Source organism: Brevibacterium sp. XM4083 (assembly GCF_006489205.2).
Classification (GTDB): domain Bacteria; phylum Actinomycetota; class Actinomycetes; order Actinomycetales; family Brevibacteriaceae; genus Brevibacterium.
Genome location: NZ_VFYR02000001.1, coordinates 378,611 through 403,150 on the forward strand (window position 1 = coordinate 378,611; position 24,540 = coordinate 403,150).

20 protein-coding genes are annotated in these 24,540 nt (G+C 66.8%); 16 read left to right on the forward strand and 4 right to left on the reverse strand.

The features are described 5' to 3' along the window. Positions 1-385 precede the first annotated feature (385 nt). The 12 genes from dnaK (at position 386) to FJ887_RS01660 (ending at position 12,827) form a co-directional block, all read left to right on the forward strand. Positions 386-2,266, forward strand: coding sequence for a molecular chaperone DnaK (gene dnaK / locus FJ887_RS01605; RefSeq protein WP_137824515.1), 1,881 nt, complete (start codon positions 386-388; stop codon positions 2,264-2,266). Continuing rightward, positions 2,266-2,928, forward strand: a complete 663-nt coding sequence (locus tag FJ887_RS01610; RefSeq protein ID WP_137824516.1) for a nucleotide exchange factor GrpE — start codon at positions 2,266-2,268, stop codon at positions 2,926-2,928. Before dnaK ends, FJ887_RS01610 begins: the two co-directional genes overlap by 1 nt. A 212-nt stretch (positions 2,929-3,140) precedes the next feature. Continuing rightward, positions 3,141-4,199, forward strand: a complete 1,059-nt coding sequence (locus FJ887_RS01615; protein WP_137824517.1) for a DnaJ C-terminal domain-containing protein — start codon at positions 3,141-3,143, stop codon at positions 4,197-4,199. Positions 4,200-4,213: 14 nt separating this feature from the next. Continuing rightward, positions 4,214-4,681 (forward strand): heat shock protein transcriptional repressor HspR, encoded by a 468-nt coding sequence (locus FJ887_RS01620; protein WP_137824518.1) that lies wholly within the window; start codon positions 4,214-4,216, stop codon positions 4,679-4,681. 541 nt (positions 4,682-5,222) lie between these two features. Beyond that, positions 5,223-6,896, forward strand: a complete 1,674-nt coding sequence (locus tag FJ887_RS01625; RefSeq protein ID WP_250786164.1) for a purine-cytosine permease family protein — start codon at positions 5,223-5,225, stop codon at positions 6,894-6,896. Beyond that, positions 6,896-7,198, forward strand: a complete 303-nt coding sequence (locus FJ887_RS01630) for an urease subunit gamma (RefSeq protein ID WP_137824520.1) — start codon at positions 6,896-6,898, stop codon at positions 7,196-7,198. Before FJ887_RS01625 ends, FJ887_RS01630 begins: the two co-directional genes overlap by 1 nt. 12 nt (positions 7,199-7,210) lie before the next feature. Further along, positions 7,211-7,546, forward strand: coding sequence for an urease subunit beta (gene ureB / locus FJ887_RS01635; protein ID WP_137824521.1), 336 nt, complete (start codon positions 7,211-7,213; stop codon positions 7,544-7,546). After that, positions 7,539-9,242 carry an urease subunit alpha gene (locus tag FJ887_RS01640; RefSeq protein ID WP_137824522.1) on the forward strand — a complete coding sequence of 568 codons (1,704 nt, stop codon included), beginning with the start codon at positions 7,539-7,541 and terminating at the stop codon, positions 9,240-9,242. Before ureB ends, FJ887_RS01640 begins: the two co-directional genes overlap by 8 nt. Next, positions 9,242-9,985: an urease accessory UreF family protein gene (locus FJ887_RS01645; RefSeq protein WP_212743277.1), complete on the forward strand. Its 744-nt coding sequence runs from the start codon at positions 9,242-9,244 to the stop codon at positions 9,983-9,985. The genes FJ887_RS01640 and FJ887_RS01645 overlap by 1 nt, the downstream gene beginning before the upstream one ends. Next, positions 9,978-10,832 carry an urease accessory protein UreG gene (gene ureG / locus FJ887_RS01650; protein WP_137824523.1) on the forward strand — a complete coding sequence of 285 codons (855 nt, stop codon included), beginning with the start codon at positions 9,978-9,980 and terminating at the stop codon, positions 10,830-10,832. Before FJ887_RS01645 ends, ureG begins: the two co-directional genes overlap by 8 nt. Continuing rightward, complete coding sequence (locus tag FJ887_RS01655; protein ID WP_137824524.1) at positions 10,829-11,566, forward strand: urease accessory protein UreD; 738 nt, start codon at positions 10,829-10,831, stop codon at positions 11,564-11,566. The genes ureG and FJ887_RS01655 overlap by 4 nt, the downstream gene beginning before the upstream one ends. Positions 11,567-11,702: 136 nt before the next feature. Continuing rightward, entirely contained in the window at positions 11,703-12,827 is a 1,125-nt protein-coding gene (locus FJ887_RS01660) for a HoxN/HupN/NixA family nickel/cobalt transporter (protein WP_171006960.1), read from the forward strand. A gap of 434 nt (positions 12,828-13,261) precedes the next feature. Here FJ887_RS01660 and FJ887_RS01665 read toward each other — a convergent pair whose 3' ends face one another. Beyond that, positions 13,262-14,566, reverse strand: coding sequence for an LPXTG cell wall anchor domain-containing protein (locus FJ887_RS01665; protein WP_137824526.1), 1,305 nt, complete (start codon positions 14,564-14,566; stop codon positions 13,262-13,264). A gap of 551 nt (positions 14,567-15,117) precedes the next feature. Between FJ887_RS01665 and FJ887_RS01670 the strand changes: the two genes are divergently transcribed. Together FJ887_RS01670 and FJ887_RS01675 are read left to right on the forward strand one after the other, a co-directional pair. Continuing rightward, positions 15,118-15,990 carry a DUF1206 domain-containing protein gene (locus FJ887_RS01670; RefSeq protein WP_137826715.1) on the forward strand — a complete coding sequence of 291 codons (873 nt, stop codon included), beginning with the start codon at positions 15,118-15,120 and terminating at the stop codon, positions 15,988-15,990. Positions 15,991-16,109: 119 nt separating this feature from the next. Beyond that, on the forward strand, positions 16,110-17,042 hold the full coding sequence (locus FJ887_RS01675) for a diacylglycerol/lipid kinase family protein (protein WP_137826714.1): 933 nt from the start codon (positions 16,110-16,112) through the stop codon (positions 17,040-17,042). A gap of 178 nt (positions 17,043-17,220) precedes the next feature. Here FJ887_RS01675 and FJ887_RS01680 read toward each other — a convergent pair whose 3' ends face one another. The 3 genes from FJ887_RS01680 to FJ887_RS01690 form a co-directional block, all read right to left on the reverse strand. Then, positions 17,221-18,624, reverse strand: coding sequence for a hypothetical protein (locus FJ887_RS01680; RefSeq protein ID WP_137826713.1), 1,404 nt, complete (start codon positions 18,622-18,624; stop codon positions 17,221-17,223). A gap of 221 nt (positions 18,625-18,845) precedes the next feature. Beyond that, the gene (locus FJ887_RS01685) at positions 18,846-20,990 is read right to left on the reverse strand and encodes a hypothetical protein (RefSeq protein ID WP_181365617.1); all 2,145 of its coding nucleotides are present in this window, start codon (positions 20,988-20,990) and stop codon (positions 18,846-18,848) included. 178 nt (positions 20,991-21,168) lie between these two features. Continuing rightward, on the reverse strand, positions 21,169-22,290 hold the full coding sequence (locus FJ887_RS01690; RefSeq protein WP_249356892.1) for a diacylglycerol/lipid kinase family protein: 1,122 nt from the start codon (positions 22,288-22,290) through the stop codon (positions 21,169-21,171). Between the two features lie 83 nt (positions 22,291-22,373). On the opposite strand from FJ887_RS01690, the gene serS reads away from it, so the two are divergent. Continuing rightward, complete coding sequence (gene serS / locus FJ887_RS01695) at positions 22,374-23,654, forward strand: serine--tRNA ligase (RefSeq protein WP_137826712.1); 1,281 nt, start codon at positions 22,374-22,376, stop codon at positions 23,652-23,654. 29 nt (positions 23,655-23,683) lie between these two features. Continuing rightward, positions 23,684-24,532 carry an HAD family hydrolase gene (locus tag FJ887_RS01700; protein ID WP_137826711.1) on the forward strand — a complete coding sequence of 283 codons (849 nt, stop codon included), beginning with the start codon at positions 23,684-23,686 and terminating at the stop codon, positions 24,530-24,532. Positions 24,533-24,540: the final 8 nt, after the last annotated feature.

Here is a 24,540-nt window from a genome sequence, read left to right on the forward strand (position 1 = left end):
GCCGGCGACCCTGACCCATTCAGCTCTTGCCGGTTAGAGCCCTCACCGACTTTCATGCGGTACGTGGTCGCCCGTGGCCGCCCGTGGTCGCAGACCAGAGCAGATCTGGGTGGTGACGCTGACGTGCACAGGATCTGGGCGATCGGACTGGTAGTCCCTTCGAGGGCCTACAGGAAAGAATCTGAGAAAAATTCTCCACATGAGGAATAACCCGGCGCTCCACAAAGTTGAGTCTAGTGTACGCAACTTTGATGAGGCGGGGATTGACGATCTCAGCCGGGAAGAGAATACTTGAGTCCATCAGACTCAATGTGCGCGATCGGGCCCTCCGGTTCGGCCGCTCGCATTCAGCCCGAGACGACTCTGAGAGTTAAGGAGAAACGATATGGCACGTGCAGTTGGAATCGACCTCGGAACCACGAACTCCGTCGTCGCTGTCCTCGAGGGCGGCGACCCCAAGGTCATCGCGAACATGGAAGGCGGTCGCACGACCCCGTCCGTCGTCGCAGTCAACAAGAACGGAGACTCCCTGGTCGGCGAGATCGCCAAGCGCCAGGCTGTCACCAACGTGAAGAACACCGTGGCGTCCGTCAAGCGCCACATGGGCACCGACTGGAACACCGAGATCGGCGGCAAGACGCTGACCGCTCCCGAGGTCTCCGCCCGCATCCTCCAGAAGCTCAAGCACGACGCTGAGGAGTACCTGCAGGAGAAGGTCACCGACGCGGTCATCACCGTGCCGGCCTACTTCAACGACGCAGAGCGCCAGGCCACGAAGGATGCCGGTGAGATCGCCGGCCTCAACGTCCTGCGCATCATCAACGAGCCCACCGCTGCGGCCCTGGCCTACGGCCTCGAACGCGGCAAGGAAGACGAGCTCATCCTCGTCTTCGACCTCGGCGGCGGCACCTTCGACGTCTCGCTGCTCGAAGTCGGCAAGGACGACGACGGCTTCTCGACCATTCAGGTCCGTGCGACCTCCGGCGACAACCGCCTCGGCGGCGACGACTGGGATCAGCGGATCGTCGATTGGCTGGTCGAGCAGGTCAAGAACAACTACGGCGTGGACCTGACCAAGGACTCCACGGCGATGCAGCGTCTCAAGGAGGCCGCTGAGCAGGCGAAGAAGGAGCTCTCGTCCGCGACGAGCACCAACATCTCCCTGCAGTACCTCTCGATGAGCGAGAACGGTCCGATCCACCTCGACGAGACCCTCACCCGGGCGAAGTTCGAGGATCTGACCAAGGACCTCCTCGAGCGGACCAAGGCGCCGTTCCACGCTGTGATGAAGGACGCCGGCGTGTCCGTCAAGGACATCGACCACGTCGTCCTCGTCGGCGGTTCGACCCGTATGCCCGGCGTCACCCAGGTCGTCACCGAGCTCACCGGAGGCAAGGAGCCCAACAAGGGCGTCAACCCCGATGAGGTCGTCGCGATCGGCGCCGCCGTGCAGGCCGGTGTGCTCATGGGCGAACGCAAGGACGTCCTCCTCATCGACGTCACCCCGCTCTCGCTCGGACTCGAGACCAAGGGCGGCGTGATGACGAAGCTCATCGAACGCAACACCCCGATCCCGACCAAGCGCTCGGAGACGTTCACCACGGCCGAGGACAACCAGCCCTCGGTGTCCATCCAGGTGTTCCAGGGTGAGCGCGAGTTCACTCGGGACAACAAGAACCTCGGCACCTTCGAGCTGACCGGCATCGCGCCGGCTCCGCGCGGCGTGCCGCAGATCGAGGTCGCGTTCGACATCGACGCCAACGGCATCGTCCATGTCTCGGCCACCGACAAGGGAACCGGCAAGGAGCAGTCGATGACGATCACCGGCGGCTCGGCCCTCCCCAAGGAGGACATCGAGCGCATGGTGCGTGAGGCCGAGGAGCACGCGGAAGAGGACAAGAAGCGCCGTGAGGCCGCCGACGTCCGCAACAACGCGGAGAACCTCGCCTACCAGACGCAGAAGCTGCTCGACGACAACGCCGACAAGCTGCCCGAGGACATCAAGTCCGAGCTCCAGGGCGACGTCGACGCTGTCAAGGAAGCTCTCAACGGTGAAGACGACGACGCCGTGAAGAAGGCGTTCGACACGCTCACCGAGAAGCAGCAGAAGATCGGTGAGGCCATCTACCAGCAGCAGGAGTCCGGCGCGGCCGGTGGCGCTGCCGGTGGTGCCGACCAGGGCAGCAGTGACGCAGGCACCGGTGCCGACGACGACGTCGTCGACGCCGAGGTCGTGGATGATGATGAGGACGAGGGGAAGAAGTAATGACGACCGAGGGCAACGATCCGTCGTCCGAGGAGCCAGGCTTCACCTTCCATGACAAGCGTCGGGTCGATCCCGAGACCGGTGAGCTCCGTCCCGAAGCCGACCCGCAGTCGGCTTCGGGGGAGTCCGGTGAGGGAGCCGACACCGAGGAGGTGCTGGCCGATGCCAGCGACCTCGGTGTCGAGATTCCGGCCGATGCCTCATCGCTCAATGACACCGAGGCGGCCGGCAGCGAACCCGCTCCCGGCTCCGAGGCCGCGGCCCACCTCGCCGACCTCAAGCGCATCAATGCCGAGTACGCGGCCTACCGGATGCGCGCCGATCGCGAACGCGAGCGGGCGTCGGTGGGCGGAACCGTCAAGGTCGTCGAGGCCTTGGTTCCCGTCCTCGACGAGGTGCGTCTGGCGCAGGAGAACGGCGACGTCTCCGGGCCCTTCGAGGCCCACGTCAACAAGCTCATCGATGCGTTGGCCAAGGTCGGCGTCGAGCAGTACGGCGCAGTCGGCGACGAGTTCGATCCGCACCTGCATGAGGCACTCATGCAGCAGCCGTCGGACGAAGTCGAGGTGCCGACGGTGTTCATGGTCATGCAGCCGGGCTACCGCATGGGTGATCGCATCATCCGCGCGGCCCGCGTCGGCGTGCAGCAGCCAGAGGACTGACCGTTCCACCTTCGCCGAGGTGACCCGCCACCCCAGCGTCCGGCCACGGACGCTGGGAGCGGGGACCGCCTCGGCGACGGTCCGGAATCACCGGGAGGGAAGCCTTCGCGGGGATTGCGGATTGTGAGCAGACAGATGAACGGACGAATGACAGAGCCGGGGCGGCCACGCACCGGCAGGCACAACAGGACTGAGAAGAAGGGAGGTGCCAGATGAGTACCGGACCGCAGAATGACTGGTTCGAGAAGGACTTCTACAAGACCCTCGGCGTCTCCAAGGACGCGTCGGACTCCGAGATCAAGAAGGCCTACCGCAAGCTCGCGCGGAAGTACCATCCGGACGCGAATCCGGGGAACGCCGAGGCGGAGGCCAAGTTCAAGGAGATCGGACAGGCCCACCAGGTGCTGTCGAACAAGGAATCGCGCGAACAGTACGACCAGGTCCGCGCCATGGGCAGCGGTGCCAGGTTCAGCGCCGGCGCCGGTGGTGCCGGGGGAGCCGGCGGCGGCTTCGACGACGTGTTCTCCGACCTCTTCGGAGGCGGCGGGCGCACTCGGACCCGGACGACCTACAGCGGCGGCGGGTTCGGCGGCGGCAGCGGCTACGGCGACGTGCCCCCGGACCTCGCCGACCTCCTCAACGGGTTCGGCGGCGGGTCGTACGGCGGCTATGGCGGCGGTTACGACACGGGCTTCGGCGGCGGATACTCGCCACCGGTCAAGGGCGGGGACATCAAGTCCTCGACGAACCTCAGCTTCACCGAGGCGGCCAACGGCGCATCCGTGAAGCTGCAGATGCCCGGTGGCAAGCCGCTGACCGTGCGCACCCCGATCGGGGTCAAGGACGGGCAGAAGATCCGACTGGCCGGCAAGGGCAAGCAGAGCCCGAACGGCGGCGATCCCGGTGACGTCATCCTCACCGTCCACGTCAAGCCCCACCCGGTGTTCACCCGCGACGGCGACAACCTGCGGATGGACCTGCCGGTGAGCTTCGACGAGGCGGCGCTCGGCGCCGAGGTCAAGGTGCCCACGCTCGGCGGTCAGCCGGTGAAGGTGAAGATCCCGGCGGGCACGCCCTCCGGCCGGACCCTGCGGGTGCGCGGCAAGGGCGTGAAGACGAAGAAGGGAACAGGCGACCTGCTCGTCACCGTCGAGATCGTCGCGCCGAAGAACCTCTCGAAGGAAGCGAAGGAAGCCGTCGAAGCGTACAAGACCGCGACGGAATCCGAGGATCCGCGGGCCGGCCTGCTCGATCGGGCCAAGGCAAGCTGAGGCAGTGAGGCAGGATGCAGTTCTCTCAGAGCGCGGCGCTCTACGTCATCTCGGTCGCGGCGGAATTGGCGGGGATGCACCCGCAGACTCTGCGGCAGTATGACCGGATGGGTCTTGTCACCCCGCAGCGCACGGCCGGCAAGGGCCGACGCTATTCGGGGCGGGACATCGCCAAGCTGCGCCTGATCCAGCATCTCTCGAAGGACGAGGGCGTCAACCTCGTCGGGATCAAGAAGATCATGGAGATGCAGAACCAGATCGACGCCCTGCGCAGCCGGAACCGGGAACTCGAGGAGGAAGTCCTCGCCGAGGCGGCGGCACGCGAACGCGATTCGCGTGTCTTCGCTGCCGGTTCCGGCGGCGACGTCGTCTCGATCGCACGCGGCCGGCGACCGAAGGTCACCGCCGAATCGGAGGCCGGTGCCGTCGTGCTCTACGACGATTTCACCACCCGACGAGTGCGCGGTCCGGCGAAGGCGTGAGAGCGATCTGGGTGGCACCGAGTGGCCGTGACGGCAACCTGAGCGGTTGCGACGGTAATTTGAGCGGTTGCGAAGGCAACTTGAGCGACTGCGACGGCAACCTGAGCGACACAGAGCGGCTGTGACCAGGGGCAGGGCATCATTTCCAGGGGCGGAGCGATCCGCCCCTTCTTCGTGCCCGAAACTCCGTCGGATTCCCGCTGGTCCTCTGCGCTCCGCCGGCCCGAACGTCGCTTCGGCTCAGCCTGTTTCGGGCGGCTCACCTTTTGAACAGAGCCGCTCGAACTGACCTGAGCCGCAACGTGAGGCTCTGAGGGTGCAGGACTCTGAAGGAGCGACTCACAGGGGCCGAGAAATCACGGCAGGTCGCCCTCCGGCACCCGGAGTAGTCGAAGCACGTCGCCTCCGACAGGTCACCCTGCACAGGACGCTGACTGCAGTCGAAACACTAGCGAAACGTTGCTCACCACGGGACGAAACAATCGACTGTCAGGATGGGCGCTGTTGAGATCGACGAGCGACCGAGGAGACCATCATGACGATGTCTGCAGACAAGTCGACGGCACCGCCGGGGACGAGCAGCGAGGCGAAAGCCGCAGCGCGCGAGAGTCTCGAGGACTACACCCTGAGATTCGCGCCGCGCTCCTACCGCACGTGGGCACCGGCTGTGGTGGCGACGAGTGCGCTGGGAGGCATCGCGTATCTCGCTGACTTCTCAATCGGTGCGAGCATCGGTCTGGCACACGGCACAGCCAACGGCATCCTCGGCATCCTCACGGCGGCCATCATCATCTTCCTCACTGGCTGGCCCTTGGCCTTCTACGCCGCACGCTACAACCTCGACCTCGATCTCATCACCCGCGGAGCAGGGTTCGGGTACTACGGCTCGGTGATCACGAACATCATCTTCGCCACCTTCACGTTCATCTTCTTCGCCCTCGAGGGTTCGATCATGGCCCAGGGACTCTACTTGGGACTCGGCATTCCGCGTCCGATCGGCTACCTCATCTCCACAGTCCTCATCTTCCCGCTCGTCATCTTCGGCATGAAGGCGCTGGCTCGACTGCAGGTCTCGACGACACCGCTCTGGCTCGTCCTCATGGTCGTCCCCGTCGGCTACCTCATCGCCTTCCAACCGGAATCCGTGAGCACCTTCTTCGCGTACCAGGGCGAGAGCGGCGAGAGCGCGAACTTCGCCTCGGCCATGCTCGCCGCTGGAGTCTGCCTCTCGCTCATCGCCCAGATCGCCGAGCAGATCGACTACCTGCGATTCATGCCCCCGCGCACTCCGGCTAACCATCGCAGCTGGTGGACGGCGGTGATCCTCGCCGGTCCCGGCTGGGTGATCTTCGGGGCGATCAAGCAGATCATCGGCATGTTCCTCGCCGTCTACCTCATCGCCAACGTGCCTGGAGCCACCGGATTCGCGACCGAACCGGTGCAGCAACTGCTCGCCACCTACGAGCAGATGATGCCGCAATGGCTCGCCCTACTGCTCGCCGTCGTCCTCGTCGTCATCTCCCAGGTGAAGATCAACGTGACGAACGCCTACTCCGGGTCGCTGGCGTGGACGAACGCGTACACCCGGATCACCAAGCGCTACCCGGGGCGGATCACCTTCCTCGTCGTCAACCTGCTCTTCGCTCTGGCGCTCATGGAACTCAACATGTTCGACTTCCTCAACGCGATCCTCAGCTTCTACGCCAACCTCGCGATGTCGTGGATCTGCGTCGTCGCCGCGGACATCGCCATCAACAAGTACGTGCTGGGACTCTCACCGAAGACTCCGGAGTTCCGCCGCGGCATGCTCTACGACTGGAACCCGGTCGGCGTCGTCTCCCTCGTGCTCTCCGGTGGGGTGTCCATCGCCATCTACTTCGGTGCTTTCGGGGCCGCAGTCCAGCCGTTCTCCCCGCTCTTCGCCGTCGGCATCGCCATCGTCGCCACTCCGCTCATGGCGATCATCACCCGGGGGCGCTTCTATCTGCGTCGACAGGACGACGGCATCGACGTGCCGATGTATGACGACGACGGCAACCCCACGGATGCGACCCTGTGGTGCCACGTCACGGAGATGGAGTTCGAGCGTCCCGACATGATCGCCTCGGCGAAGACCGGACCGAACGGGGAGACGCTCTATCTCAGCTCTCTGGCATTGTCGACCGATCGCCTCGGCGAACATGTCCTGCCTGCCGACCCGGTCCGGGAGCGCTGATGCACTTCACACCGGGGGACACGGAGAAGCTGCTGCTCTCCGTCGCCGGCATGGTCGCCCGCGATCGCCTGTCGCGGGGCGTTCCGCTCAACTATCCCGAATCCGTTGCGCTGCTGAGCACCTGGGTGATCGAGCGAGCACGTGAGGGGGCCGCAGTCGAGGAGCTCATGGTCACCGGACGAGAGGTCCTCAGCCGCGACGACGTCATGGACGATGTGGCGCCGATGCTCCACGACGTCCAGGTCGAGGCCACGTTCCCCGACGGGCGCAAACTCGTCACCATCCACAACCCCATCGACTGACAGGACCGCTTCATGGCAGGCATGAGAGACCACGGGCCCGGTGCCGTGAGGGTGCGCGAGGGAACCCGCAACCTCAACGCACGCGCTGCCGGGGCAGAGATCGGCAGCATCACCATCGAGAACACGGGAGATCGTCCGGTTCAGATCGGATCGCACTTCCACCTACCCGACGTCAACGCCGCATTGGCGTTCGACCGGGCACGGGCCGATGGTTGCCGACTCGACATTCCGGCAGGAACCTCGATCCGGTTCGAACCGGGGGCGTCGCGGACCGTGCCGATCGTCCGCCTCGGCGGTCGTGCCCGGGTGCCCGGTCTGCGGATTCGCACGGACGGCTCTGATGGCTGAGATCTCCGCTCAGCGCTACGCCTCCCTCTACGGACCGACGACCGGGGACCAGGTTCGCCTCGGTGACACCGACCTGTGGATCGAGATCGAGGACGACCGGACCTTCGGGGGTGACGAAGCGGTCTTCGGTGGGGGCAAGTCGATTCGCGAATCGATGCTCCAGGGCCCGACGACGCGCGCGGAAGGGGCACCGGACACCGTGATCACGAATGTCATCGTCCTCGACTGGTGGGGGATCATCCGCACCGACGTCGGCATCCGCGGCGGCGAGATCACGGCTCTGGGCCGGGCGGGCAACCGCGACATCGCGGACGGGGTCGATCCGGGTCTGCAGATCGGCCCGTCGACCGACATCATCTCCGGCGAGGGCCGAATCCTCACCGCCGGCGGGATCGACTCGCACGTCCACCTGCTGTCGCCGTCGCAGATCCATGAGGCGCTCGCCACCGGAATCACCACCGTGGTCGGCGGCGGAACAGGGCCGTCGGAGGGGAGCAAGGCGACGACGGTGACGCCCGGAGCGTGGCATCTGGGGATGATGCTGCGGGCCCTCGACGCACTGCCGATCAACGTCCTCCTCCTCGGCAAGGGCAACACCGTCTCCGCCGCGGGTCTGGCCGAACAGGCCCTCGGCGGGGCGGCGGGATACAAGATCCACGAGGACTGGGGTGCGACACCGGCCGCGATCGACGCCGCCCTGCGCGCCGCCGACGATCACGGTCTGCAGGTCGCACTCCACTCGGACTCACTCAACGAGTCGGGTTTCGTCGAGTCGACGATCGCCGCGATCGCCGGGCGCAGCATCCATGCCTTCCACGTCGAAGGCGCCGGCGGCGGCCATGCGCCCGACATCCTCTCGATCGCCGCGCTGGAGAACATCATCCCCGGATCGACCAACCCGACTCTTCCGCACACCGTCAACACCGTCGCGGAGCACCTCGACATGCTCATGGTCTGCCACCACCTCAACCCCAGCGTGCCCGAGGACCTCGCCTTCGCCGAATCGCGCATCCGGGCGACGACGATCGCCGCCGAGGACATCCTCCACGACCTCGGCGCGCTGTCCATCACCTCCTCGGACGCTCAGGCGATGGGCCGCATCGGCGAGGTCATCACACGGACCTGGCAGGTCGCCCACGCGATGAAGCTGCGGCGGGGGCGCCTCGGCGAGACGATGCCGGCAGACAATGAGCGGGCACGCCGGTACGTGGCGAAGTACACGACCAATCCGGCCATCGCACATGGGGTCGATTCTCACCTCGGTTCCGTCGAAGTCGGGAAGATGGCCGATCTCGTGCTGTGGGATCCGCGCTTCTTCGGCGTCCGTCCCGACCTCGTCATCAAGGGCGGAACGATCGCCTGGGCCGGCCTCGGCGATCCGAACGCGTCGATCCCGACACCGCAGCCAGTGCTCATGCGGCCTGCGTTCGGGAATGCCCTCGGGGCGACGACCTCGGTGTCGTTCGTCGCTCCGGCCGCGCTCGACAGCGGCCTGCGCGAGCGCTTGGGCCTGCGCCGCGAGCTGCGAGCCGTCGCTCCAACACGGGGGATCGGAAAGGCGGACATGCGCAACAACGACGTCCGTCCCACCATCGACATCGACCCGGACACGTTCCAGATCGCCATCGACGGCGACCTCGTCACCGCGGCACCCGCACACGCGTTGCCGCTCGCCCAGCTCTACCAGATGTTCTGATGGACACGGTGACGCTCAACGCGCTGGGGCCCGGGGCCGCCTCGGCGATCATCATGCTCCTCGCCGACGCCCGCCTGCCCGCGGGAGCACACGTGACCTCGAACGGCGTCGAAGCCGGTCTGCGCCACGGGCTCGTGACGGGGGAGGTCGCGGCCTACATGCGCGCACGGATGCGCACCGTCGTCCGCGTGGAAGCCGGCACCGCCGTCGTCACCCGCCATGCCCTGACCGACACTCGCGTCGTCGACGGCGATGAGGTCGACCGCGGCAGCAGGAGCGACCGGGAGTCCAGTGCGATCCTCGCTGACATCGGCGACGAATGGGCAGCGCGAACTCCCAGCCCGGCCTTGCGGGAGATCGCCGAGGCGCTCGGAGCGGGACTGCGTCGCGTGGCGGTCACGCTGTGGCCCAAGTTGAACCCGGTGATGCCGCGGCGCGGACTCCCGCGTCCTGTGGTGCTCGGCTCCATCGCCGCAGCCGCCGGGATTCCGGCAGCCGACCTCGTGCGCCTCGTCGCCTACGACGATGCGCAGACGGTCGCTGCTGCGATGCTCAAACTCGAACCGATGGATCCGCTTGCGGCCACCGGTTGGGTGCTCGAGGCGTGCACCGCCTTCGAGCCCTGTGTCGCCGATCTGGCGACGCTCACCGACCCCGCAGCGATTCCCGCTGCCGGGGCACCGCTCATCGAGGACTGGGCAGAGGCCCAGTCCGCACTGCCGAGGAGGCTGTTTCGTGCCTGAGATCCCCACCCCGCACCGTTCCCTGCGACTCGGAGTCGCCGGACCCGTAGGCACCGGCAAGAGTTCGCTCATCGCGATGATCTGCCGCACCCTGGCCGACGAGATCCGCATCGGGGTCATCACCAACGACATCTACACCGACGAGGATGCCCGGCTGCTCAGGGCTGCCGGGGTCCTCGATCCCGACCGGATCCGCGCCATTGAGACCGGGGCGTGCCCTCATACGGCGATCCGCGACGACGTCACGGCCAACCTCGCGGGAGTCGAGGAGCTCGAAGCCGCCTTCGATCCGCTCGACCTCGTGCTCGTCGAATCCGGCGGGGACAACCTCACTGCGACGTTCTCGCCGGCTCTCATCGACGCCCAGATCTTCGTCCTCGACGTCGCCGGCGGTGGCGATGTAGCGCGCAAGGGCGGGCCCGGAATCGGGCGCGCCGATCTCCTCGTCGTCAACAAGACCGACCTCGCGCCGTACGTGGGCGTTGATGTCGAGCAGATGATCTCCGACGCCGAGGCGGCACGCGAGCAGGGCCCGGTGCTCGGGCTGTCGCGCACCGACAAGGAATCCGTCGCGCGTCTGCGGTCATGGCTGCTTGCCCTGCTCGAGACGCACCGGTCCGGGGCGCACGAACCGCAGGATCCGGGTCCGATGGCACCGCATTTCCATGCCGATGATGACGGGGGATACGTGCACTCGCACGCCGAAAGTGAGAGCCACGGGCACGCGGACGATCCCAATCATGCCGATTCCGACCACGACAGTGCCGGCGGCCCCGACCCCCGGGAGCATGCAGAGGGCGGAGACCGGATCCCAGCGGATCGGGTACTTGCAGATGGTCGGGGATGACCCATATCGCCGTCGAACGGGTCGCCGGACGCAAGCTTCCGCAGGTGCGTCTGACTCCCGGTCTCATGCAACCGCGGCTGATCTCCCGCGCGGCCGGAGGGCGCGCGCATGTGGCGATCGTCGCCGGAGGCGCGGCGCTCCTCGGCGGGGATGCGGTGACGATCGGCATCCGGGTCGGGCACGGATGCCGGCTCATCATCGAAGACGTCGGGGGCACAGTCGCTTACCCGACCAATGCGGCGGAGTCGCGGTGGGACGTCGACATCGAGGTGGGCGCGGCCGGCAGTCTCATCTGGGAGACGTACCCGTTCGTCGTCGCGTCGGGGGCGCGGGTGCGACGGTCGACTCGGGTGCGCGTCGGCGCCGAGGCGACGGTGCATCTGCGGGAGACGATCGTGCTCGGGCGGTCGGGCGAAGTCGGCGGGGCTCTGCGGAGCAGCACCGATGTGCGCGACTGCGCGGGGAGGCCGTATTTCGTCGAGGACCTCGATGTCGACGGGACCGATCCGCTGCCGGGCGTCCTCGGATCCGCCTCAGTCCTCGACACGGCGATGCTCTTCGGCAGGAGAGACGAAGCCGCCGGTCCGACTGCGGGTGACGACGTGGGCGGCGGGACGACAGTGCGAATACTCGAACTCGCACGGCCCGGGACGATCGCGAGAGCGATCGGTGCCGCCGCTCACGAGTCGCACGTCGACTCCGTGTGGCAGCGGTGGACCCGACCGACCGAGTGAGCATGCGACAACTGCTCACGGTGAGCTGCCGGGGCATGGAACAGGCGGCCGGAGTGCCACACCTGACCGGGAAGGCGAACAAGTGAGGGACGCAATGGATACAGGCACACCGAAGGTGGAGACGAAGGGACCGACAATGGATACGACGACAGCGGGACGGTCGAGAACGGGGCAGGTGGACGGCACCCGATTCGATGCGGACTGGTGGCGGATGCGGACGCCGTTGATCGTCATCGCGGGGCTCGCGATCGCAGGGATCAGCCTAGTCCTCGCCTCGACGAACGAGATCGGCCACGCCGCAGCCTGGGGTCTGGCGGCAACAGCCGTGCTCCTCGGCGCTCGCCATGCCTTCGACGCCGACCACGTCGCCGTCATCGACAACGTCACCCGGCGACTCGCGACCGCTGACCAATCCCGGCTTCGTGGTGGTGCCGTCGGATTCTGGTTCGCGCTCGGGCACTCGAGCGTCGTCATCATCACCGCTGCCCTCGTCACCGCCGGTGCCGCCGCGGCTCGCAGCCTCGTCGTGAGTGAGGACTCCGATCTGCGTGCCGGTCTCGGGATGTGGGGACTGCTGTTCGCGACCTGCGTCGTGGGGGTCTTCGGGATCGTCAACCTCGTCGCGTTCATCCGCCTTCTGCGCGACCGTCGCACTGGGGGAGCGCCCGCGGCAGATCCGAACGGTGACACTGGAGCCGGTTCTGCGCCCCGTGGACCTCTCACGACAGTCTTCTCCCGGCTCATCGGCACCGTCGATCGACCGGCGCGGATGTATCCCATCGGGCTCCTCTTCGGGCTCGGGTTCGACACCGCGGCGACGATCGGACTGATGATCGCGGCCGGTGCAACGGCCGCGAGCACGTCGCCGCTTCTCGCTCTGTCGCTTCCGCTGCTCTTCGCTGCAGGTATGGCGGCGTGCGACACCGGGGACAGCGTGATGATGGCGAGGCTCTATCGCTGGGCCGCCGGTGACGGCGGGCGATTCCGCCGCTACAACCTCATCGTCACCGGACTCTCAGTGCTCATCGCGGCCATCGTCGTCATCGCCGGTGTCGCCGAGGCGGGGGTGGAGACCGCGACGTTCACCCTTCCCGCCCCGGATACGGAGTACGCCGGGTTCGTCGCCACCGGCTTGTTCGTGCTCATCGCTGTCGCGGCTCTTCTCACAGCGCGACGACGGGCGGCAACCGCTGAACGCAGGGACGACGGGAAAGTTCTGAGCGCCGAGGTGGGAGAGGGGCCCGCGGCGAGTGACAGGTGATGCTCGGCGGCGCTGTTCGCCTCTCTGCACTGGTCGCCTCGCCTTCGAATTATGGGAGCACGCCGTCGCGGCCAGACTGGGTTGTGGGCAGTTCGCTCTGAGATGGCCAAGGCAGCCTCGGCCTTCTCTGTCCCACCTGGCGCAAACCGCGGCCCAACGCGAATTCCGTGGGCAACCAGGAGTGGGGAGGACGCTGGTCCTCTGCGCTCCGCCGACCCGAACGTCGTTTCGGCTCAGCCTGTTTCGGGCGGCTCACGTTTTGAACAGAGCCGCTCGAACTGACCTGAGCCGCAGCGGTGGCGGCCGTCGTTTTCTCGCCCGACCTCAGCCTCACGCGTCCTGGAACTGACTGAGGCGCCTGGTCCGACAGTGTCGAACCAGGCGCCTCAGGGCTTCCGGGGACTCAGCTCAGCGAGATGAGTCCGCCGGCCGGATCAGATGTCCGAGGGCGAAGGGACACCCTTCTTGCGGCGCTTCGTCAGGAAGATCGCAGTGCCGCCGACGAGGAGGAGGCCGGCACCGGCTGCGAGGCCGGTGAGCTCCATACCGGTGCGGGGCAGGTCGCCTCCACCGTTTCCGCCGCCGTTGCCGCCATCGGAGCCACCGTCATCATTGCCGTCGCTGCCGCCGGCGTTCGGGTCCTCTTCCACCGAGAACTTGCCGGTGAGCTCGTCGTCACCGCAGGTCACGGTCACGTCGTAGTCGCCGATGTACGCGCTCGGGTTCGACGCCGAGGTGCCGTAGACCGTGACGGAGGCGTTGCCCTCATCGTCGGCCTTCTCAGTTTCATCGAACGCCGTCACCGAGGAGTTGCCCTTGGGGTTGACCACGAAGCGCACGTCTTCGCCGGGCTCGCAGTTCTCGACGACGAGCTTGACGCCCTTGTCCTTCTGGACGAAGTCCTTCGGGGTGACGGATTCGGGAGAGACGATCAGCTTCGCCTCGGCGGCCGGGGTGGTCGGCGTCTCGGTGGCATCCTCGACGACGGTGAATGCCTGCGGCTCGGTCTTCTCACCCGACTCGTCGTCGATGAACGTGACCGTGTACTTGCCGGGCTTGACGCCCTTCGCAGTGAAGGTCCCATCGACGTTGCCCTTGTCGTCGGCTTTGGCGACGACGGTGTCGTCGGCGTCGACGCCTTCGATGCTCACATCTCCGCCGGGGGTGAATCCCTCTCCGGTGAAGGTCAGACCCCACTTCTCAAGATCTGCAGCGGAGATCTCCTTCGACTCGAGGCTCGCCTTCGGGTCGACGGCCGGAGCGGTGGGCTCTTCGGTCTCGTCGCCGCCGGCGGTCACCTCGAAATTGGTGCTGTACGTTTCGTTCTCATCAGCGACATTGGTGACAGTCACGGAGTACCCGCCGATGAATGCATCGCTGGCCGTGCCCAGGCTGTTGACACCGGTCTCAAAGGCGCCGGTCTCGTCGGTGGTGACGGTTTCCTCGTACGGAGCGACGTTCTGACCGGACGTGGGGGTGACCACCATCGTGAATTTGGCATCGGGTGCGAGTCCGGCGCCCGAGATGCCGACACCGGGATCGGCGAACTCGTCGGTCGTCACGCTCGCCGACGACACGGCGATCGTGCCCTCGGAGGCCGAAGCGTCGGCGGGAGACGGTGCCTGCTGAATCGAGGCCGGGCCTTCTGGAGCCTGCGTGCTCGGGGTGGCGATGACCGGGGATGCTGCCAGGCCGGTGATGGCGAGGGCCACCACGGGGGCGAGGGCGAGTTTCTTCATTTCTGTCCTTCGAAATGCGGAGGGAGGAGAGCTTCCGAAAGTAACAGTAATGACACATTCACGACGCACATAGTTTAGAACGTTTTGGTCACGTGAATTCTTCGGAACAGTGCTGGGAAGAACAGCGCCGGCCAGAGCAGTGCTGGGATTCACGCCAGCCTGCCTTTGCCGCCCGGCAGAGGACGCTGGCCCCTTGCCGTCGCCTGGTCGTTGCGAAACCTTGACCGTCCCGTGATCTCTGTTCCGACAGCACGCCGGCTGCCCGTGCGCTACCCGTCGCGTTGCTCGGTTCCCCGCACCACGCTCGTTGTCGCCTGGTCGTTGCGAAACCTTGGCCGTCCCGTGATCGCCGTTCCGGCAGCGTGCCCGCCGCCACTCGCACTGCTTGCTTCTCCACACCACATACGACGCCACCCGCCGGTCGGACAGCCCTCCCGCCCGTCAGCTGAGCCACCACCCCACCCGCCACTCCACCCCCCCGCTCACACCGGCTCTGAATAGTGCCTTTGGGGCCAATGACACTTGGGCGAAACAGTGTCAGAATATGTCCTGTGACTGGAGACTCAACGATGAAGAAGGCGGCCAGCAAGGCCGACGACGCGGCAGTCAACGCCGCTGACAGCAAGTGGTTCGAACGGGTCGCCCGAGTCGGCTTCGTAGCCAACGGACTCGTCCACATCATCCTCGGCGCCACCGCCGCCGGCCTCGCGCTCGGCAAGAGCGGCGAAGCCGAACAGTCCGGCGCAATGCAGCAGATGGCCTCCCAGCCCTTCGGCATGGTGCTGCTGTGGCTGTGCATGCTCGGCTGCGCCCTGCTCGCCCTGTGGAACCTCGCCAACGCGTTCTTCGGCACGGCCACCCTGCGCGGTCACGGCTCGAACGATCCTCGCGACGAACACGGCCGCGACCGCTGGAAGGACTTCATCCTCGCGATCGCGCAGGGCATCACGTACGCGGCAGTGGCCGTGCTCTTCGGCAAGTTCGTCTTCGGCCAGGGCTCCGATTCGGGCCAGTCGTCCCAGCAGGCCTCGTCGACCCTCGCACAGGCCCCCGGCGGCATCCTCCTCCTCGTCGTCATCGGCGCAGTCGTGACGATCATCGGCATCGTGTTCTGCGTCAACGGCATTCGGCGCAACTGGAAGGACGACGTGCGCACTCCGCGCTCGAGCGCCGTGGCGAAGCTGCTGACGATCACCGGCGTGCTCGGCTACCTCGGCAAGGGCGCCACGCTCATCGCCGTCGGCGTCCTCGTCATCGTCTCCGGCGTCACCGGCGACCCCGAGAAGTCGACCGGTGTCGACGGCGCCCTCAAGGCGATGCGCGAGCAGCCCTTCGGCACCTACCTCCTCCTCGGCGTCGGCGTCGGCCTGGTCCTCTACGGCGTCTTCCTCATGCTGCGGTCCCGATACGACAAGATGGATTGATTCCGCGGCACATTGAGAAGACTGCGTTAGTCTGTGATCTGACGCCGCCAGGCAGCGGCCGATGATCGAACAGCACCGCGAGCAGCACCGCCAGCAGGACGTCTGCGAAAGGACCTGAAATGAGTGCCCATCACGTCGGTATCGTGTGGAATCCGTCCAAGACCGAGAAGGAGGACCTCGAGGCCGCCCTTCCGGACAATCCCGACCTCACCATCACCTGGCACGAGACCGAGGAGGACGATCCCGGCAAGTCCGCGACCCAGGCCGCTCTCGATGCCGGCGCCGAGGTGGTCATCGCCGCAGGTGGGGACGGTACGGTCCGTGCGGTGGCCGGCCACCTCGCGGAGACCGGTTCCGACGCCGAGCTCGGCATCGTTCCGCTGGGAACGGGGAACCTCCTGGCCCGCAATCTCGACGTCCCGCTCAACAACCTCGGCGAGGCGATGGAGCGCGCCCTCAACGGCACGGCCCGCGACATCGACATGGGCTGGGTCGAGGTCACCCTTGCCGACGGCACGAATCGTGAGCCCTTCGTCGTCATGGCCGGCTTCGGGATCGACGCTCACATGATCACCGAGACCAACGACGACCTCAAGGACAAGGCCGGATGGCTGGCCTACGTCGAGTCGCTCGGTCGTGCGGTCTCGGCCAGCGATGTCATGGAGATCAACCTCTCGCGCGAGGGTGAGCGGATCGGCCACGAGGCGGCGCACACCCTCATCGTCGGCAACTGCGGCACCCTGCAGGGCGGGATCACCCTGCTGCCCGACGCCGATCCCTCCGACGGCGAGCTCGACGTCCTCATCCTCAAGGCCGAGGGCGTCACCGGGTGGCTCGACACGATGAAGAACATGGTCTGGGACAACGGCCTGCGTCGGATGATGTCGAAGGATGATTCGGCGCAGAGCAGCGAGAGCGCGATCCACCAGCGGGTCTCCTCGCTGACGATCGAACTCGAGCAGCCGCGCGTCGTCGAGGTCGACGGCGACGAGGTCGGCGAGACGGAGAAGATCGACGTGACGATCGAGCCCGCGGCGCTGCGCGTGCGGTGACCCCGCCGAGGCGGTGGCGCACGTGCGCCGACCTCGCCGAATCAGCGTCTCCCGTGCAATGACCCCGCCGAGGCGGTCGTTCCCCGGGCGATGATCCCGCCGAGGCGGTCATGGCCGAAAAACGCCTGTGGCCCCGACCGAAGTCGGGGCCACAGGCGTTTACGCGTTCAACGTCGGATCAGAGCGATTCGGCTGACTTCCTGCGACGCACCGTCAGGGCGACGACAGCGCCGCCGACGAGGAGCAGCGCGGCACCGCCGGCAAGGGCGCTGAGCTCGGCGCCGGTGCGCGGGAGCTGGCCGCCCGTGCTGCCGGATCCGCTGTCGCTGCCGCCGGAGCCGCCGGCCGCGGCACCCGAGGTGACCTCAAACGGTCCCTTGAGCACGTCATCGCCGCAGGTCGCCGACACCGAGTAGTCACCGACGTAGGCAGACGCGTTCGCCGACGTGCCGTACACGTTCACCGAGGCGGTGCCGGTCTCGTCCACGGTCACCGTGCTGTCGAAGGCGGTGACGTTCGAGTTGCCCTTCGGGTTGACGACAAAGCGCACATCCGAACCGGGCTTGCAGTCCTTGACGGAGAGCGTCACACCCTTGTCCTTCTTGACGAAGTCAGCGGCTTCGATCGACTTCGGGGAGACGCTCAGCGAGGCGTCCTGTGCGGCGTCAGCAGTCAGGGTGAACTCGGCAGTGGACCCGAACTCCTCCCCGCCGACGTAGACGATGTAGTCGCCGGGCTTGACCTCATCGGTCTCCGTCGGACGGATGACCCCGGAGACCACGCCCTCATCAGAGACCTCGACATTCTCGTCGAGGTAGATGATCTCGTCAGTCTCGAACTTCGCGGCCACGGCGATCGCCTGCTCACCGGGGACGAAGCCCTCACCGGTGAAGGAGATGCCCTTCTTCATGAACGCGGAGACGCTCATCGAATCGGTGCCGAGCGTGAGGGAGCCTTCCTCGAACTCCTCATCCTCGGTGATCACGAAGCTCCCCGGGAACTCTTCGGGCGCCTGATCCTTGCGCTCGACGGTGACCGTGAAATCGACGGTCTGCGGGCCCTCGATCGTGCCCTCCTCGTCGTAGTACTCGAACTCGACCGAGCTGCCCTTGGCCTTCTTCACGTCATCGGTGAGCGAGTTCGTCACGATGTCGCCGGGCTCGAGGCCGGAGACCGTGATGATGACGCCGTCGAAGTAGAACTCCGATTCCGTCATCGTTCCCGGCTCGACGTCGACCGTGGCCGCGATGGGCGCCGAGGCGGTTTCAGTGGGTTCCGGATCCTCGGTGACCTCGTCATCAGATTCGTCCGATCCGGTTGCGGAGTCGTCCGGAGCCGGGGTCTCGGGGGCTTCCGGTGCCGGGGTGTCATCGGCGTCCGTGTCGGTGGTCTCGGGCGCCGGTGCGGCCGGAGCCGCATCGTCGGACGAGGGGGTCTCGTCGGCGGCGGTGTCCGGGGTCGTCGCCGCAACCGGGGCGGAGAGCGAGGTGTCGGCGTCGGCGGGGGAGGCGACTGCCGGGGCCGCGCCGAGGCCGGCGATGGCCAGAGCCAGCGCGGGAATGAGCGCAAGTTTCTTGGGCATGGGGCTATGAGGTCCTCTCGAGGGGTGGATGCCGGAATTCGGCAACTACAGAAGCATATAGTCGCCGACACCCCGATTTGATCACGGCCCGATCACAGTTTCTGCGCACACGTAGTCGTCCGGGCACGCGAAATGGGCCGGGAGGATTCCCGACCCATTTCGCTCAGGCTGGCTGCCCGGTCCCGCCTCGGCGAGGAACGGCGCGACTCAGCGCAGTCTTGTCACACGTACGACGGTGAGAAGTCGCCCTTCCGGCGGCGCATCGTGATCGTCACTGCGGCTCCACCGACGAGCAGGAGCAGGGCACCTGCGGCGAGGCCGTCGAGTTCGGCACCGGTGCGGGGCAGTTCGCTGCCGTTGCCGCCGCCGGCGTTGTCACCGCCGCCACTGCCGTCGTCACCGCCACCGCCGGCGTTCGCTCCGGCGGTCACCTTGAAGGAGTCCTTCATCGTGTCGTCGCCGCAGGTCGCAGTCACGGAGTACCCGCCGACGTACGCCGAGGCGTCCGACGAGGTGCCGAAGACGCTCACCGAGGCTTTGCCGTCCTTGTCCGCCTGGACTGTGCGGTCGTAGGCGGTGATGCGCGAGTTGCCGTCCGCCATGACCATGAAGCGCACGTCCGAACCGGGCTTGCAGTCCTTGACGGAGAGCGTCACACCCTTCTTCTCGTTGATGAAGTCGTCGGCTTCGATCGACTTCGGTGAGACGGTGAGCGAGGCCTCGGCCGGTGCCTCGGGCTTCTCGTCGATGACGGTGATATCGCCCTTGAGCGTGACCGACTCGGTGCCTTCGCGGTCGATGGTCACCGTGAACGGAACCTTGCCGGGCTCGAGGTTGTCCGGGTTGCCCTTGTACCAGAGGTGGAGGACGTAGTCGCCGTCCTTCTCCGCGGTCTCGGTCTCACCGGTGAGGGAGTCGGTGATCTTGTCGCCGGCCTTGACCCCGGAGACCGTGACGGTGACGCCCTTCTCCTTGGTCGCGAGGTCCTTCGCGGTGATCTCTTTGGGGTCGACCTTGAGCGAGGCCTCGATCGGATCGACGGCGTCATCATCGACGACGGTGAATTCGCCCTTGAGCGTGACCGATTCGGTGCCCTCGCGTTCAATGGTCACTGTGAAGCGAACCTTGCCGGGTTCGACGTCGTCCGCGTTGCCTTCCCGATACACCCTGAACGAGAAGTCGCCGTCCGCGCTGACCTCCCTCTTCTCGCCCGTGAGGGAGTCGGTCACAATGTCGCCGGCCTGGACGCCGGAGACCGTCACTTCGATGCCCTTGGTGTTGTCCACAAGATCCTCAGCGGTGATCTCCGTCGGATCGACCTTGAGCGTGGCCTCGATCGGGTCGACCTCGCCGTCGTCGGCTGCGGCCACGTTGACCGTGCCTTCGAGCGTGTCGAACCCGTTCGCCCCTTGAAGATCGATCGAGAACGGAAGCGGGCCGTCCTGGAGTTCTGCGGGGTCTCCGTCGTAGTAGAGCTTCATCGTCGCCGAGGAGCCGGTCGCGGTGACGGGCTCGCCCGTGAGACCGGTCAGCGGAGTGAGCAGATCGCCTTCCTCGAGGCCGTTGACCGTGACCGTCACGCCCTTGGACTTGTCCGCGAGGTCCTCGGCGGGAATGTCGCCCGAGGGAACCACGAGCGAGGCGGATTCCGGCTTCGGCGCCGCCTGCACCTCGACCGACTCCTCGAGCGTGGCGCTCGAGACGCCGGCGCGCTGCACCTTGACGGAGAACGACTTCGTTCCGGACTTGAGGTCCTCGGCATCGCCGGCGTAGTAGACGCGCAGCGACTTCGAGCTGCCGGTTGCGGTCGCCGCCTGAGCCGTGAGGCCGGAGACGCTGAGCTTGTCGCCCTTCTCCAGGCCGGTGACGGTGACCGTCACGCCCTTCGAGGGATTCGCGAGGTCCTCGGCCGACACCTCGCCGGCGGAGACGCTGAGATCGGCGTTGATCTCCTCGGGCTTCTCCTCATCCTTCGGCTGCTCAGCGCCCTTGTCGCTGGGGGAGGGGCTGGGTGTCGACTTCGCGTCCTTGGCCGCTTTGTCCTTCGCGGCCTTGTCTTCGGCCGCCTTCTTGTCAGCTGCTTTCTTCTCCGCAGCTTTCTTGTCAGCAGCTTTCTTCTCGGCCTCTTCCTTCTCAGCCGCCTTCTTGTCAGCGGCCTTCTTTTCCGCAGCTTTCTTCTCTGCGGCTTTCTTCTCGGCGGCCTTCTTCTCCGCCGCTTCCTTTTCGGCTTTCTCCTTCTCCGCCTGCTCCTTCTCGGCCTTCGTCGGTGCCGACTGGGTGGAGGGGGTTTCGGCCGCGGCGACAGGGGCGGCGACGAGTCCGGAGAACGCGAGGGCCACAGCCGGCGCGAGGATGAGCTTCTTCATTGGAGTGCCTTCTATCTGTGTGAGGGGGTGCACATCTGGAAGTCATCCTAGATACAGGCAATTCTCAGAACTATTTTTGTACGTTTTGGTCGAGCGGAATTACGGTAACGCTTTGGTGAACACAAGGGTGCTGTCGCGACCTGTTCGTGACCTACCTCTGAGTAGGCCGCGCCGATGCTCACACGGGCCACGCCTCGGCGCGGATCTCCCGACGCTGCTCGGTCGTCGGCACGCGCACGATGATCGCACCGGGATCCACCGCCATCGCGAGATACCCGGTCGTGCCGAGGGGATCGCCGTCGAGCTGGACCTCGAGCGGATCCTTGGACTCGATGACGACGTTGTGGCACTTGCGGATGTCGGTGTGCAGACCCTTCGTCGTCCGGCGCCCGATGATCGAGGCGACGACTCCGACCCACTGGCCGAGGTTCTTCGGGCTGACGACGAGGACGTCGAGGAGTCCGTCGTCGATGATCGCCTCGGGCAGCAGCTGGATCCCGCCCTGGAGTTTGCCGCAGTTGCCGCCGATGACCGAGCGCACGCGCGCGGTCACCCGGTAGTCGTCGTCGTACGTGATCTTCACGTGGCTGGGACGGCCGACGAGCGTGCGGGACCCGGCCTCGAGATACGCCAGCCAGCCGAGTCGGCTCTTCGCGTTCGCCGTCGTCTTCGCCATCACCTCGGCGTCGAAGCCGAGCCCCGTCATCACCATGAAGACGAGCGTCGGTCCGCCCCGGCTGATCTGCGCCGTGCCGACGTCGACGGCGCGATTGCGCCCCCACAGGGCGATCCGCAGCGCCCATTCGGGCTTGTCGAGGACGAGGTCGAGGTTGCGGGCGAGCAGGTTGCCCGTGCCCAGCGGGACGATCCCCATCGGCGTCGACGTGCCGGCCAGCGCCGAGGCGACCGCGCGGATGGTGCCGTCCCCACCGGCGGCGATGACGACGTCGACCCCTTCCTCGAGGGCGACCCGCGCCAGTCCCTCACCGGCGTCCTCGGGGGTGGTCTCGAGGATGAGCGGAGGGCTCCAGCCCTCGAAACGGCAGATCGCCTCGGCGGTCGACGCGAGCCGCCCGGCGCCCGCCTTCGTCGGATTGACGATGAGGGCGGCGCGGTAGCGGTTGGGGGCGTACTCCTCGACTCCGTCGTCGTCGAGTTCGGGACGACGGGAGTACCGGCGCAGCCGTTTGAGGATGCGCCGCGAGCCGATGCGATTGCCGAGGAGGAACGCAGTGCCGACGATGACGACGAGACCGACGATGACAAGCCACATCATGGCGGGATCGAGGTCGAGGGTCATGGCACAAATCTACTCTGACGCACCTGAGCGCGGGCCCAGCGGTCGAATATCGCAAACCCAGGTCGCCCCGTTAAGCTGAGGAGGTGATCGATCTAGCGCAGTTGAGAGACAACCCGGACCTGTTCAGAGCATCGCAGCGGGCTCGCGGGGCCTCCGTCGAACTCGTCGACGAGGTGCTCGCGGCCGACACCGCGAGGCGTGCGGCCATCACGGCGTTCGAAGACGCCCGCGCCGACCAGAAGTCCTTCTCCTCCCAGATCGCCAAAGCTCCCAAGGACGAGAAGCCCGCCCTCATCGCCGAGGGCAAGGAGAAGTCCGCCAAGGTCAAGGCCCTGCAGGCGGAGTCCGACGAGGCCGCGTTCGCCTTCGACAGCCTCGCCTCGAAGCTGCCCAACCTCATCATCGAAGGCATCCCCGCCGGTGGCGAGGAGAACTTCGTGACCCTCAAGACCGTCGGTCAGCCCCGTGACTTCGCCGCCGAGGGCTTCACCCCGCGCGACCACCTCGAGATCGGTGAGACGCTCGGGGCCATCGACACGACGCGCGGCACGAAGGTCTCGGGAGCGCGCTTCCACTACCTCACCGGGTTCGGCGCGAAGCTCGAGATGGCGCTGCTCAACCTCGCCCGCGACGTCGCCGAGGAGGCCGGGTTCAGTCCGACGATCACCCCGACCCTCGTCAAGCCCGAGGTGATGCGGGGCACCGGCTTCCTCGGCGAGCACGCCGACGAGGTCTATCGCCTCGAAGCCGACGACCTCTTCCTCGTCGGCACCTCCGAGGTGCCGCTGGCCGGCTACCACATGGACGAGATCATCGACCTCAGCGACGGACCGCTGCGGTACGCGGGCATCTCCTCGTGCTACCGCCGTGAGGCCGGGTCGTACGGCAAGGACACCCGCGGCATCATCCGCGTCCACCAGTTCCAGAAGGTCGAGATGTTCTCCTACGTCGCGATCGAAGACGCCGAGGCCGAACACGCCCGCATGCTCGAACTCCAGGAGAAGATGCTCCAGCTGTGCGAACTGCCCTACCGGGTCATCGACGTCGCCGCCGGCGACCTCGGCGACTCCGCGGCGCGGAAGTTCGACAACGAGGCCTGGGTCCCCACGCAGGAGACCTACCGCGAGCTGACCTCGACCTCGAACTGCACGACGTTCCAGGCCAGGCGCCTGCAGATCCGCGAACGCCATGACGGTGCGACCCGTCCGGTGGCGACGCTCAACGGCACGATGGCGAACACGCGCTGGCTCGTCGCCATCCTCGAGAACCATCAGCAGGCCGACGGCTCCGTCACGGTGCCCGTCGCCCTGCGCCCCTACCTCGGCGGCATGGTGGCCCAGGGACCGGAGGGTCCGCGATTCTGAGCAGCCCCACCGCCGGCCAAGGAGAAGCAGTGCCCGCACACCTCATCGCCCTCGACATCGACGGCACGATCATCGGCTATGACGGGATGCTGTCGGAGGCGGTGCGGCAGGTGCTCATCGACCTCGCCGAGGCGGGCCACCACATCGTCATCTCGACGGGCCGGGCCCTGCCGGGAGCCCTCGAGATCGTCCGGGCGCTCGGACTCACCGAGGGATTCGTCGTGTGCTCGAACGGCTCGGTCGTCGTCAAGCTCGATCCGGAGTCGCCGCTGGGCTGGGAGATGCACCATGTCGTCTCCTTCGACCCGCGGCCCGCGCTCGAGCGCATGCGCGATGTGCTGCCGACGGCCCTCTTCCTCGTCGAGGGCCCGGACCTGCACCGGTGGGCGTCAGGGGCGTTCCCGCCCGGGGAGCTCTCCGAATCCGACACCCTCGACATCGTCGGCTTCGACGAACTGCTGACGAAGCAGGCCACCCGCATCGTCATGCGCGACGTCAACGGCACGGCGGAGGAGTTCGCCGAGGCGGTCGACCGGCTCGGGCTCCACGAAGTCAGCTACTCCGTGGGGTGGAGCAACTGGCTCGACATCGCCCCCGACGGGGTGTCGAAGGCCAGTGGGCTCGCGCTCGTCGAGTCGGAGCTCGGGATCGACCACGAGCGGACCGTCGCCGCTGGTGACGGCCTCAACGACCTCGAGATGATCGAATGGGCCGACCACTCGATCGTCATGGGCCAGGCGAAGGACGAGCTCAAGGTCCTCGGCAGCGTCGTCACCGATCCGGTCGAGGACGACGGGCTCGCCGTCGCGCTCGTCGACCATTTCGGCCTCGACCCCGCAGTGCTCGACGTCGAGGGCTCCCGGCCGACCGGTCCGTAGCGCTCTGC

What these genes read in the sequence shown, in the direction of transcription:
- dnaK (WP_137824515.1), top strand. Translation starts at nt 386, where the DNA reads ATGGCACGTGCAGTTGGAATCGACCTCGGAACCACGAACTCCGTCGTC.
- FJ887_RS01610 (WP_137824516.1), top strand. Translation starts at nt 2,266, where the DNA reads ATGACGACCGAGGGCAACGATCCGTCGTCCGAGGAGCCAGGCTTCACC.
- FJ887_RS01615 (WP_137824517.1), top strand. Translation starts at nt 3,141, where the DNA reads ATGAGTACCGGACCGCAGAATGACTGGTTCGAGAAGGACTTCTACAAG.
- FJ887_RS01620 (WP_137824518.1), top strand. Translation starts at nt 4,214, where the DNA reads ATGCAGTTCTCTCAGAGCGCGGCGCTCTACGTCATCTCGGTCGCGGCG.
- FJ887_RS01625 (WP_250786164.1), top strand. Translation starts at nt 5,223, where the DNA reads ATGTCTGCAGACAAGTCGACGGCACCGCCGGGGACGAGCAGCGAGGCG.
- FJ887_RS01630 (WP_137824520.1), top strand. Translation starts at nt 6,896, where the DNA reads ATGCACTTCACACCGGGGGACACGGAGAAGCTGCTGCTCTCCGTCGCC.
- ureB (WP_137824521.1), top strand. Translation starts at nt 7,211, where the DNA reads ATGGCAGGCATGAGAGACCACGGGCCCGGTGCCGTGAGGGTGCGCGAG.
- FJ887_RS01640 (WP_137824522.1), top strand. Translation starts at nt 7,539, where the DNA reads ATGGCTGAGATCTCCGCTCAGCGCTACGCCTCCCTCTACGGACCGACG.
- FJ887_RS01645 (WP_212743277.1), top strand. Translation starts at nt 9,242, where the DNA reads ATGGACACGGTGACGCTCAACGCGCTGGGGCCCGGGGCCGCCTCGGCG.
- FJ887_RS01655 (WP_137824524.1), top strand. Translation starts at nt 10,829, where the DNA reads ATGACCCATATCGCCGTCGAACGGGTCGCCGGACGCAAGCTTCCGCAG.
- FJ887_RS01660 (WP_171006960.1), top strand. Translation starts at nt 11,703, where the DNA reads ATGGATACGACGACAGCGGGACGGTCGAGAACGGGGCAGGTGGACGGC.
- FJ887_RS01665 (WP_137824526.1), bottom strand. Translation starts at nt 14,566, where the DNA reads ATGAAGAAACTCGCCCTCGCCCCCGTGGTGGCCCTCGCCATCACCGGC.
- FJ887_RS01675 (WP_137826714.1), top strand. Translation starts at nt 16,110, where the DNA reads ATGAGTGCCCATCACGTCGGTATCGTGTGGAATCCGTCCAAGACCGAG.
- FJ887_RS01680 (WP_137826713.1), bottom strand. Translation starts at nt 18,624, where the DNA reads ATGCCCAAGAAACTTGCGCTCATTCCCGCGCTGGCTCTGGCCATCGCC.
- FJ887_RS01685 (WP_181365617.1), bottom strand. Translation starts at nt 20,990, where the DNA reads ATGAAGAAGCTCATCCTCGCGCCGGCTGTGGCCCTCGCGTTCTCCGGA.
- FJ887_RS01690 (WP_249356892.1), bottom strand. Translation starts at nt 22,290, where the DNA reads ATGACCCTCGACCTCGATCCCGCCATGATGTGGCTTGTCATCGTCGGT.